Below are 12,203 nucleotides of genomic sequence, written 5' to 3' on the forward strand. Positions count from 1 at the left end.
CGCTACCGACGAGTAACAGGAGGCGCCATGACTAGCACGATGCCGGCGGGTGCTGCCTCGCCCGACGCCGCGACCAGTACGACGGCCAGCAGGGCGGCCGAGACGATCGGTGGCGTTCCCGGCGCCCCGCAGGCAGCGCGGGCACGGGAGTTGTTGCGGCGCACCACGGGAGGGCACGAAGCGCCGACCGTGGCGATGTCCGCGCCGTTCACCGGCGAGCCGATCGCGACCCTCGGCCAGGCAACCGACGCCGAGGCTCGCTCGGCCTTCACCGAAGCACGCGCAGCGCAGCGCTCCTGGTCCGCGGTTCCCCTCGCCGAACGCGAGCGGATGCTATTGCGCCTGCACGATCTCGTCCTGGAACGGCAGCAGGAGGCGATGGACCTGATCCAGGTCGAGACCGGCAAGGCCAGGATCGACGCGTTCGACGAGATCGCCGCCGTAGCGCTGTGTGCCGCCTACTACGGCAGGCGTAGCGCCAAGCTCCTCGGCACCCAGCGCAGAGCGGGGTTGATGCCCGGTCTCACCAAGGCCAGCGAGGTCCGTCACCCCAAGGGCGTCGTCGGCATCATCTCGCCATGGAACTACCCGCTGGCGCTGACCGCACTCGATGTGCTGCCCGCCCTCGTCGCGGGCAACGCCGTGGTGCACAAGCCCGACAATCAGACCGCGCTGACCGCGTTGTGGCTGCACGAGATCGCCGAGGAGGCCGGCTTCCCCCGCGAAATATGGCAGGTCCTGCTCGGTAGGGGCTCGACCATCGGGGATGCGCTGGTTGCCGAATCGGACTACGTGGGCTTCACCGGCTCCACCGCCACAGGGAAACGTCTCGCCGGGCAGGTCGCCGAGCAGCTCACCGGTTTCTCCCTCGAGCTGGGCGGGAAGAACCCGATGGTCGTGCTGGACGATGCCCGGGTGCCGTCGGCTGCCAAGGGCGCGGTCACGGCGTGCTTCTCATCGGCAGGTCAGCTGTGCGTGTCCGTGGAGCGCGTGTACGTCCACGAATCGATCAAGGAGGAGTTCACTCGCGAGTTCGTCGCGGCCACCCGGCGGCTCCGCCTCGGGCGTGGGCTCGACTACAGCGCCGACATGGGATCGCTGACCTCGCAGGAACAGTGGGAGAACGTCTCAGAGCACGTCACCGATGCCCGTGACAAGGGAGCCACCGTGCTGACCGGCGGCACAGCTCGGCCGGACATCGGTCCGTTGTTCTACGAGCCGACCGTGCTCACCGATGTCACGCCCGAGATGAGCGTGTACGCGGAGGAGACCTTCGGCCCGGTGGTGTCCATCTACGGCTACACCGATCTCGACGACGCCGTGGCACGCGCGAATGCCACCCCGTATGGCCTCAACGCGAGCGTATGGACCGGTGACATCCCACGTGGCCGCGCGGTGGCCTCACGCATCCGCGCGGGCACCGTCAACATCAACGAAGGGTTCGCCGCCAGTTTCGCCTCCGTCGATGCCCCGATGGGTGGGATGGGCGAGTCCGGCGTTGGCAGGCGTAACGGCGCCGAAGGGCTGCTACGTTACACCGAATCGCAGAGCATCGTCGCCCAGCGTGGCCTGCGGCTGCGGCCGTTCCGCGGGATGCCGCCCGGTCTGTGGACCAGGATCATGACGGCGAGTATCAGGGCGTTGCGCCACGTTCGCCGCTAACCTGGCTGTCGGGCTCGGACGGCCCGGACAGCAGAGCTCGATCGTAGGCGATGGCCACGGCCTCGGCCCGCCTGCTCGCACCGAGTTTGGCCATCGTACGCGACAGGTGCACGCTGACGGTCTTCTCGCTGATGTAGAGCTGCTCGCCGATCTGCCGATTGGTCCTGCCGAGCGCGACCAGCTCGAGCACGGCCAGCTCTCGCTCGGTCAGCGGGTTCGCGACCGCGGGGTGCCGCGACACCTGGCCGTTGCCACGCGCCGCGCGCGCCCGCGCTGCCGTTGCCGCCACCGCATCACGCAACGGTGCCGCACCGAGATGCTCCGCGGTGGCGTGCGCGTCAGCGAGCAGCTCGGCGACCGCCGGCCCCGCATCCCGCTGACCGACGGTGACCAGCAGCGCCTCGGCCTGGCGCCACCGGCAGACCGCCTGGTCGTAGACGGCGCCGTAATCGAAGGCACGCGCCGCTTCCCGCCACAGTTCGGGGGAACCTCCGCCGCGCAGCCTGCTCGCCTCCGCCTCGGCCCTGGCGAGCCACGCGATGGCTTCCGGGCCGATCTGGCGCGTCGCGTGACTCGGGGCACTCATCGACGCGCGAGCACGATCGAGCAGATCCTCCCCCGTACCGATCGCGGCGTCCTCACGCTCGCGGTCGCCCTCTCGCCGTGCCTCGGCCGCCACGCCAACGGCCGAGGCAATACCGTGGGCGGCGATACGGATCACCGCGAGCAACCCCGGTCCCGGGCCGTCGCACCGGTCGAGACCGGTACGCGCCCATCGCAGCCCTTCCTCGTGATCGCCCTGCCAGCACGCCATCTCGGCACCCACCGCGGCAGCGGCAATGGCGATCAACAGTTCGGTACCGACATACGGCCGCATCTCGGCCATCAGCCGCCCCGCATCGGCGAAGTGGCCCTGCGCCACGGCAGCGTGCGCGATCGGACCGGCCAGCAGCGCCGCGGCGATCTCCGGCAACGCGCTCCTTACCGGCTCCGCGGTGTCCAGCCCAGCCCACTCGCCCCGGACGTACCGTAGGTGCAACTGGCGAACCCGGGATTCCACCGCGTGTCCGTTCAGCGCGGTACCCGCCGCTTCGGCCCTGGCCACCGCCTCGTCGTAGGTGGCGAGTGCGTCGTTGAGCTCGCCCTGTTCGTCGTAGCTCAGTCCGAGGAAGTAGCGCGCCATCAGCTCGGTCCCGATCGCACCAGCCTCCCGTGCACGGTCTCTGGCCAGGCACAGGTGCTCCCGCGCAGCGGGCGGTGTGCCTGCCTTCTCCGCGAGGCGCCCGATGGTGATCAACGCATCCGCTTCCGCGCCCCCGAAGCCGCCCGCGCGCGCCTCGGCGAGGGCGGTGTGGGCGCTGCCGAGGGCTTCGTCGTCGTTTCCGAGTCCTCGCAGGATCCGGGCACGCACCGCCAGCACCCAGGTCCGGGTATGGCTCGCAGGCGCATCGATCACCAGCTGCCATGCCCGGTCGATGACCGACGCTGCCTCGGCGAGTGAACCCGTCAGTCCGAGCAGCGCCCGGGCGAGCCGCAGGTACGTCGTGGCGGCTTCCTCCGCGTCCCCCTCCCACGGCCCGCTGGCAAGCAGCTCGACCGCTGCACGCGCGTACGAGATCGAGCGGTCCGGCTCACCTGCAGCCCCTGCGGCCCGCGAGGCCCGCCTGGTGAGTTCCAACTCGTTCGCGGCTGCGGGGCGTTCCGGCGGCGGCACCGCGTGCCAGATTCGCAGCGCTCGCTCCAGGTGTCGCAACACCGAGGCGGGCGCGCCGACCGACTGCGCCTCCTCGGCGGCGCGCAGCGAGGCAGCCAGCGCCGTCGGCAGATCGTTGCTTTCCAGGCTGTGATAGGCGAGCTGGGCGGCAACGCCCCGCTGGCGCATTCCCACCAGCCGGTGAGCGTAAGCGGCGTGCAGCCGGGCGCGCTCCCCAGGCAGCAGGTCGGTGTAGACAGCCTCGCGCAGCAGGGAATGCCGGAACGCATAGTACCGGCCGTCGACCACAAGCACGTTGTGCTGCACGGCCTCACGTAACGCGTCTTCCAGCTCGAGCTCGTCGTTGCCCGCGACATCCGCCAGCGCGGAGTGCGCCACCGCGCCGTGAGCGACCGAGACGGTCCGCAACAGTCGCCGCACCGCCTGTGGCAGCCGCTCCAACCGCGCCAACAGCACCTCGGCCAGCTCCGCGGGCAGCTCGTGCCCGTCACCGGCCCCGGCGGCGACGAGCTCCTCGAGCAGGAACGGGTTGCCTTCGGCGCGCCGCACGATGCCGCGCGCCGCATCCGCCGACAGCTGTCCCTCACCGATGGCGTCCACGAACGCCCGCGCGTCGTCCTCGGTCAGCGCGGGCAGCTCGATGCGCTCCACGGTCGCCGTCCGCGCCAACTCGGCGAGTAACGTCCGTAACGGGTGACGTCGGTGGACATCGTCATGTCGATAGGTAACCACCACGAGCAGCCGCTGTGACCTCAACCGCGCCAGCAGGAACGCCAGCATGTCGCGGGTCGAGGCATCCGCCCAGTGCAGGTCCTCGACCACGAGCACGACGGGCCGGGCAGCCGCCAGCTCGGTCAGCGCCGACCGCACCGCGTCGAACAGCTGGAGCTGGCCGATGTCCTGCTCGACGTTCGTCCGCCCGGCGTTCTCGTGATCGACGGCCAGCGGTGTACCCTCCGGGCCCACGGGCACCACTGCCGGGATCGTGGCCGCCCGCTGCGGCAACAACCACTCCAGCGCGGGGCGCTGCTGCACGACCTGCTCCAGTTCAGGGCTGTGCGTGGCGGCCAGCGAGGCCAGCGCCTCGGAGAACGGCAAGTACGGCAACGCACCTTCGGCCATATCGGTACACCGCCCGGTCACCACCAGCGCACCCATCTCCCGCGCCCGAGTGCCGAGCTCGGCGACCAGCCGGGACTTACCCACCCCGGCGTCACCCGACAGCAGAACTCCCCCGGCCACCCCCGACGCGGCCCGGTCCAGCGCGCTGCCCAGTCGCATCAGCTCGTCGCTCCTGCCGATCAACGGTATCCCGGAACCCAGTCGAGGCATACCAGCATTCTCGCCGATACCACCGACATCGGCGGCGTCACCGGGGTCGGCGGTCGGGTGGCGGCGACCGGTCGAGCCGCCGAGCGCACCGCGGTCAACAACCCGAGGGCAGCCGCGCGCGCCCCCGGTAGCACTTCGGGCGATCGGCATGCTCTCCGGCTCGTCCGTCCGTTACAGTGCCCGCGGTCATGCCGGGAACGCCCGCGGCATCGCCGCGTGACGACCCAGGGGGACCCGCTGCGCTGCCGTCGTCGCCCGCCGCACCGGCGCCGGGTTGCCCACGCCCGGTGTCGCCGCGCCCGGTCATCCCGTCCGATGCCGCTCGTCCGCGCCGCCGGGCCCGTCGTCCCCTGCGGATCGCGGCGGCGTCGGCGGCGAGCTGCTCGCGACGGTAGGTGATCTCGGCCTCGATCCCGTCGATCATCGCGTGCCATGCCATCCGACTACCTCGCTTCCCGTGCTGCCGTCCCCTTGAAGGAAAGCCTGGAGGTAAGGCCGGGTGCACGGCATCGGGCGATCACGCAGGATGGCGGAGACCCGGTACGACAACGGCCCCTTACCCCGGGGACATCCATCGCTACCGGGGTAAGGGGCCGCATCGATTACTGCCGGTGGCGTAGACGACCACGTCGCCGTACGCGAGCGGCATCGGTGCCGGTTAGTGCCGGTTAGTGCTGCCCGCGCCGTGCCTCCAGCTGCCCGGTACGCGCTGCGGAGAGCATCAACCGCCACGAGGATCCCGGAACGGCGAGCACACCGCTCGACGGTTGTTTCGAATCACGCACCAGCGCGTCGGCACCGCGGTAGTCGACCTCGACACAGTCGTTGCCGCCACCGCTGTATCGGCTCTTACGCCACCGTGCACCATCATTCATGACTCCCCACTCCTCGATTCTCACATCAGTTCCTGCATTACTGCGCGGACTCTCGCATACCGTCGCACAGAACTCAACGAGCGCTACATCGCGCTCTCGCCGCCTTGCACAGCGAAGGCAAGGTGGCTGATCAGCCGCACCGACTCGTCGTGATCGAGCGCGCAGGCACGCAGGTGCTCGAACATCAGTGAGTAACGCCGCACTTCCTCCGGCTCCTCGAGGAAGACACCCCCGGTCGTGCTGTCCACGTACACCACATCGGCATCGGCCTCGTCCGGAAAACCCAGGATGAGGAACGGCCCTTCCATACCGGCATGCGCCCCGGCACCGAACGGTACGACCTGGAGCGTGATGTGCGGGAGTCGAGCCGCATCACACAGCCTGGCGAGCTGCTCGACCATGACCTCACGGCCACCGACCTCACGGCGCAGCACGGCCTCGTCCATCACCGCGACGTACGACGGCGGCGACGCCTCGGTGAGCAACCGCTGCCGCCGCATACGGGCGGACACCCTGCGTTTGATCTCGGCATCCGAGGCATTGGGCCGCATCGCCGAGATCACCGCGTTGGCGTACCGGCGGGTCTGCAACAACCCAGGGATCAGCAACGCCTGGAACGCGCGAAGCGAGTCGGCGTCGGCCTCCAGACCGACGAACGATCCGGTGAACACCTCACTGTAGGCGTGCCACCAGCCACGAGCCCTGGCATCGTGCGCGAGCTGGACCAGCTCCTCCAGTTCCTGACCGTCGACCCCGTACAGCCGGAGCATGCTCCTGGCATCCTGCGGCCGGACACCGACGTGTCCGGTCTCGATACGGCTGACCTTCGAAGCCGAGCACCGCAGATGCCCGCTGACCTCGCCGATCGTCAGCTCGGCCGCCTCGCGCAGCCTGCGCAGCTCACTCGCCAGCCTGCGCTTGCCCACCTCCGGCCCGTGTCCTCGTGCCATGACGGCACCTCCGCATCCCTCCTAGGCCTGGCCGCGGAGCTGCTCGCACGCTCACTGCGCGGGACTTCCCGGCGCAGCCCCTCGACGTGCTGCCTCGCGACGGCCTCCTGTACGCACTCCACCGGCCCATCTAATCAGGTGGATCCAAACAGGGTGCTGCACGTTCCGGTGGAACGCGACCGCGCGCGACGACGGGCACCACCTTGTGCAACTTGCAGGGTCGGTGTGTAGACTCGCAACCGCACCCTGCGGTGGGTGTGGTTCACGCGCACCCCACCGTGTCGGCGGCGACCCTCCCCAGGTCCCCCTTCGCCGTCGGAACAGGGTGCACGGAGTCCGGGGTCGTACATCCCCCGACCGGCCCCGGACTCCTCCATTCCCATCCAGCCTCGCGGTACGAGTGCGGCCGCAGGAGGTTCTCAGCGTGCCCCACGCCGGGAACCTCCCGAGAGCGGCGGCCACCGTGCATCGTGCCTACCGCAATACGCGCAGCAAGCCCTCCTGTACGACGGTGGCGATCAACCTGCCGTCACGGCTGAAGAACCGGCCGGTCGCTAATCCCCGCGATCCCGAAGCGGTGGGTGACTCGGTGTCGTAGAGCAACCATTCGTCGGCGCGGAACGGTCGATGGAACCACAGCGCGTGGTCGAGGCTCGCCCCGAGCACCTTGTCCATCTCCCAGTACACGCCGTGCCTGGCCAGTGCCGAGTCGAGCAACGTCATGTCAGAGGCATAGGTCAGCACGCACACGTGCAGCAGCTCATCATCCGGCAGCAGGCCGTCTGCCCGCATCCACACCTGGTTGCGACCCGCACGCCCACCGTCCTCCCGCGTGACCCACGGGGGATCGTTGACGTACCGCAGGTCGATCGGTCGCCGCCTGGCGTGCACGCCGAGCTGGTCCGCGAAGTCGCCGAGGCGTTCCTGCAAGGTCGGCAGCGACTCCGGATCGGGAACGCCCGGCATCTCCGTGGCGTGCTCGATGCCTTCCTCGGCGACCTGGAACGACGCCGACAACGAGAAGATGGCCTTACCGTGCTGAATGGCCACCACCCGACGGGTGGTGAACGACCTGCCGTCCCGGATCCTGTCCACCTGGTACAGGATCGGCACGCTCGGGTCACCACCCCTGATGAAGTAGGCGTGCAACGAGTGCACGCCGCGCTCGGACGGCACGGTCCTGCCCGCGGCGACGAGGGCTTGTCCGGCGACCTGCCCACCGAACACCCGTACTGGCGAGTGTTCCGGCGAGAAGCCCCGGTAGATGTTCTCCTCGATCTTCTCCAGGTCCAGCAGTGTCACCAACCTGTCGAGCATCGGTTGATCCCGCCCCGTGACCGAGCCCGCTGACCGGTCGGGCCCCGCTTCCCGATCCGCACCTGCCTGCCCGCTCAAGCGTGATCCTCCTCACCGAGGCGGTGAACCCTGATGAGGTTGGTGGAACCCACGGTGCCCGGTGGCGATCCGGCGACCACCACGACGAGGTCACCGGGCTGGTACCGCGGCATCGCCAGCATCGCCTGGTCAACCTGGCGGACCATGGCATCGGTGGATGCGACCGGATCGACGATCTGCGCCGTGGTCCCCCAGGTCAGCGCGAGCTGGCAGCGCACGCTCTCCAGCGGGGTGAAGGCGAGCAACGGCAACCCGGTATGCAGCCGGGCGAGCCGCCGCACCGTGTCCCCGGATTGCGTGAACGCCACCAGCGCCTTGGCGTTCAACCGCTCACCGATGTCCCTGGCCGCGTAGGAGATGACGCCCCGCTTGGTGCGCGGCACATGGCTCAGCGGCGGCACGGCTGTCGACTCCGCCTCCACTGCCATGACGATCCGGCTCATGGTCTTGACGGACTCGACGGGGTACCGACCGACGCTGGTCTCCCCGGAGAGCATGACCGCGTCCGCGCCGTCCAGCACGGCGTTGGCCACGTCCGACGTCTCCGCCCGTGTCGGCTGGAAGTTTTCCATCATCGAGTCCAGCATCTGCGTGGCCACGATCACCGGCTTCGCGTTCTCCCGCGCGATCTGGATCGCTCGCTTCTGCACCAGCGGCACCTGCTCGAGCGCCAGCTCCACGCCGAGATCGCCCCTGGCGACCATGATCCCGTCGAAGGCCAGGACCACCGCTTCGAGGTTCGCCACCGCTTCGGGCTTTTCCAGCTTGGCGATGACAGGCACCCGTCCCTTGCCCACCCGGTCCATCACCTGGTGAGCGAGATCGATATCGGCGGGTGAGCGCACGAACGACATCGCGATGAAATCCACGCCGAGTTCCAGCGCGAACTCCAGATCGGCGATGTCCTTCTCGGACATCGCTGGAACCGATACGTCCATATTGGGCAGTGAGACGCCCTTGTGGTCGCTGGGATGCCCTCCCTCGGTGACCTCGCAAACCACGTCGGTGTCCTCGACAGCGGTCACGGTCAGCCCGATCCTGCCGTCATCCACCAGCAGCCGGTCCCCCGGCTTGGCGTCGTCGACCAGGCCGGTGTAGGTGGTCGACACCCGCTCGGCCGTTCCGACGACGTCGTCGATGGTGATACGCACCGTGTCGCCGGTGCGCCACTCGACCGGGCCCTCGCCGAAGGTGCCGAGACGAATTTTGGGGCCCTGCAAGTCGGCGAGCACCCCGATCGGCTGGCCCGTCTCGGCCGCCGAAGCACGGATGAGGTCGTATACCTGCTTGTGGTCGCTGTGAGTACCGTGGCTGAAGTTCAGCCTGGCCACGTTCATACCGGCATCGATCAGCGCCCGAACGTTCTCCTCGCTCGCGGTCGCCGGGCCGATAGTGCAAACGATCTTCGCGCGTCGAGTCACGGTCACCTACCCTAGCGGCGCACCCTGGACCGATCCAGAGCAGGGGACCGGACTTAGCCGAAGAAGACCTCGGCCTCGGCGTAGCGGTCCTCCGGCACCGTCTTGAGCGCCGCGGTGGCCTCGGCCAGCCCGACCCGGTGGATCTCGGTACCGCGCAACGCGACCATCGTGCCGAAGTCGCCGTCGGCGACGGCGTCCACCGCGTGCAAGCCGAAACGGGTGGCGAGCACCCGGTCGTACGCGGTCGGCGTACCACCGCGCTGGGTGTGCCCCAACACGACCGCGCGCGACTCCTTGCCGGTCCGCTCGGCGAGCACGTCGGCGAGCCACGTGCCCACCCCGCCGAGCCGCACGTGCCCGAAGGCGTCCCGCTCGGTGGAGTGCAGGATCTGCTCCCCACCCTCCGGCACCGCGCCCTCGGCGACCACGATGATCGGGGCGTACATCCGCTCGAAGCGGCGCTGCACCCACTCAACCACCTTCTCCACCGAGAACGGCCGCTCCGGCACCAGGATGACGTTCGCACCACCCGCCAGCCCGGAATGCAGCGCGATCCACCCGGCGTGCCTGCCCATCACCTCGACAACGAGCGCACGGTGGTGCGATTCGGCGGTGGTGCGCAACCGGTCGATGGACTCGGTCGCGATGTGCACGGCCGTGTCGAAACCGAACGTGTAGTCGGTCGCCGCGAGATCGTTGTCGATGGTCTTGGGCACCCCGACCACCTTGATGCCCTCGTCGGTCAGCTGGCTAGCGACACCGAGCGTGTCCTCACCCCCGATGGCGATCAATGCCTCCACCGACTGCTCGGCCAGCACTCGCTTGATGGCATCGACACCACCGTCGTGCTTGTACGGGTTGGTGCGCGAGGCCCCGAGAATCGTACCTCCGCGGCTGAGAATATTGTCCACATCGGCCAGAGCGAGCGGAGTGATCCTGCCACTGAGCGGACCCTGCCACCCGTCCCGGAAACCGAGCACCTCCCAGTCGTGCTTCTCGATACCCTTACGAACCACCGCCCGGATCACGGCGTTCAGGCCGGGGCAGTCACCGCCACCGGTGAGCACACCAACACGCATGGCACCTCCGCGTCAGTCCTCGCTGGTTTCTCGCCGGATTCCTGTACCGATCGAGCCCAGTGTCTTGTTCACAAGTCGGGCTGCTCTCCCGCCCGTCACCCGCACTCAGTCGTCGCCAGCCGCGCACAGCGCGCCCCGGAGCCGACAGACTGATGAATAACCAGCCGGGCACGTGAGATCACTCACGTGCCGATGACACCTTAGTACGTCCGCACTTCCCTCGACAGGCACCGCACCGGCAATGATCGCCGGATCGGGTGTTAGGGTAGGGATCATGCAGCGTTATCGGTGGTTTAGCGAGCCGGCCCGGATCGGGCTCGGCGCTGTCACCATGCGCTGATCACACCCATCCGAGCCGGAACCCAGTCGATGGCAAGCCGGCTCGGCGGCGCTTCCGCGGGGGCGGCTTGCGGAAAGGAATGTCGATCACGATGTCGTCCCAGCCGTCCAGCCTGTCCGCGCATGTCACGTCCGATTCCGCCCGATTGACTGCGGCGCCGTCCGCGCCCGTGGACGGGGACCTGCACAACGCACGCGTGACCGGGATGAGCCCGCTGCTCTCCCCCGCGTTGCTTCGCCAGGAACTGCCGGTCGACGCGGCCACCGCCAAGACCGTCCGTGAGGGACGGTCGGCCACCGTCGACATTCTCGACGGGCACGACGATCGCCTCCTCGTCGTCGTCGGCCCCTGCTCGGTACACGACCCCGCCGCCGGCCTTGAGTACGCCCAGCTGCTCGCCGAGCACGCCGAGAAGCTGCGTGACCGGCTGCACGTGGTGATGCGGGTGTACTTCGAGAAGCCGCGCACCACGCTGGGATGGAAGGGACTGGTCAACGACCCCGACCTGGACGGGAGCTTCGCGGTCAACAAGGGGCTACGCATCGCCAGGCAACTGCTGCTCGATATCTCGGCGCTGGGGTTGCCGGTGGGCTGCGAGTTCCTCGACCCCATCACCCCGCAGTTCATCGCCGACACGGTCAGCTGGGGTTCGATCGGGGCGCGTACCGCGTCCAGCCAGGTGCACCGGCAGCTGTGCAGCGGTCTCTCCATGCCGATCGGCATCAAGAACTCCACCGAGGGTGACGTGCAGGTCGCCGTCGATGCGGTACGCGCCGCAGCGGCAAGCCACGTCTTCCCCGGTATCACCGACGACGGGCTCGCCGCGCTACTGACGACCTCGGGCAACGCCGACTGCCATGTGATCCTGCGCGGGGGCGCGGCTGGGCCGAACCACGACGCGGCGACCGTGGCCGACACCGTGGCACGGCTCGCGGGTGCGGGGCTCGACGAGCGGGTGATCATCGATGCCAGCCACGGCAACAGCGGCAAGGACCACGTCAGGCAGGCCGAAGTCACAGGCGAGCTCGCCGACCGGATCGCCGCGGGCGAACACGGCATCGCCGGAGTGATGCTGGAAAGCTTCCTGCTGCAGGGACGCCAGGAGCTCACCCTAGGGCGACGCGAGGAGCTCAGCCACGGCCGCAGCATCACCGACGCGTGCATGAGCTGGGACACCACCCGCGATCTACTGACCAGGCTCGCCGACGCGGTAGAGCGGCGTCGGTAGGCAGCTCGGCGTGTCGCTCCCAGCCCGCGGGCTGGGAGCGACACGCCCCGGGCCGGAGCACCCCCCCGGGGGCAGCCCCCCGCCCCACCCCCCCCGGGGGAAGCCACGCCGGCGCCGGTCCTGTTCGGGGACCTCCCCCCCCGTCTCTTTTTAACATCTCCCAGCCCACCAGACGCCCACTGAACTCGCATGCCCTCCTTTTCTTTG

9 protein-coding genes are annotated in these 12,203 nt (G+C 69.2%); 2 read left to right on the forward strand and 7 right to left on the reverse strand.

Annotated features, from left to right (window positions below; translation table 11 throughout):
* Positions 1-27 precede the first annotated feature (27 nt).
* Positions 28-1,662, forward strand: a complete 1,635-nt coding sequence (locus F8178_RS10670; protein ID WP_317494564.1) for a succinic semialdehyde dehydrogenase — start codon at positions 28-30, stop codon at positions 1,660-1,662.
* Here the strand turns inward: F8178_RS10670 and F8178_RS10675 are convergent.
* The 7 genes from F8178_RS10675 to F8178_RS10705 form a co-directional block, all read right to left on the reverse strand.
* Entirely contained in the window at positions 1,634-4,708 is a 3,075-nt protein-coding gene (locus tag F8178_RS10675; RefSeq protein WP_317494565.1) for an AAA family ATPase, read from the reverse strand. The two genes, F8178_RS10670 and F8178_RS10675, sit on opposite strands and share 29 nt — an antisense overlap.
* Before the next feature lie 94 nt (positions 4,709-4,802).
* The gene (locus F8178_RS10680; RefSeq protein WP_317494566.1) at positions 4,803-5,147 is read right to left on the reverse strand and encodes a hypothetical protein; all 345 of its coding nucleotides are present in this window, start codon (positions 5,145-5,147) and stop codon (positions 4,803-4,805) included.
* Between the two features lie 229 nt (positions 5,148-5,376).
* Entirely contained in the window at positions 5,377-5,583 is a 207-nt protein-coding gene (locus tag F8178_RS10685) for a DUF397 domain-containing protein (protein ID WP_317494567.1), read from the reverse strand.
* An 83-nt stretch (positions 5,584-5,666) separates the two neighbouring features.
* Positions 5,667-6,533: a helix-turn-helix transcriptional regulator gene (locus F8178_RS10690; RefSeq protein WP_317494568.1), complete on the reverse strand. Its 867-nt coding sequence runs from the start codon at positions 6,531-6,533 to the stop codon at positions 5,667-5,669.
* A 474-nt stretch (positions 6,534-7,007) separates the two neighbouring features.
* Complete coding sequence (gene tesB, locus F8178_RS10695) at positions 7,008-7,850, reverse strand: acyl-CoA thioesterase II (RefSeq protein ID WP_317494593.1); 843 nt, start codon at positions 7,848-7,850, stop codon at positions 7,008-7,010.
* A gap of 74 nt (positions 7,851-7,924) precedes the next feature.
* Positions 7,925-9,349 (reverse strand): pyruvate kinase, encoded by a 1,425-nt coding sequence (gene pyk, locus F8178_RS10700; RefSeq protein WP_317494569.1) that lies wholly within the window; start codon positions 9,347-9,349, stop codon positions 7,925-7,927.
* Between the two features lie 53 nt (positions 9,350-9,402).
* On the reverse strand, positions 9,403-10,428 hold the full coding sequence (locus F8178_RS10705; protein WP_317494570.1) for a 6-phosphofructokinase: 1,026 nt from the start codon (positions 10,426-10,428) through the stop codon (positions 9,403-9,405).
* A gap of 431 nt (positions 10,429-10,859) precedes the next feature.
* Between F8178_RS10705 and F8178_RS10710 the strand changes: the two genes are divergently transcribed.
* Entirely contained in the window at positions 10,860-11,996 is a 1,137-nt protein-coding gene (locus F8178_RS10710; RefSeq protein ID WP_317494571.1) for a 3-deoxy-7-phosphoheptulonate synthase, read from the forward strand.
* Positions 11,997-12,203: the final 207 nt, after the last annotated feature.

It is taken from the genome of Haloechinothrix sp. LS1_15 (assembly GCF_033042135.1).
Classification (GTDB): domain Bacteria; phylum Actinomycetota; class Actinomycetes; order Mycobacteriales; family Pseudonocardiaceae; genus Haloechinothrix.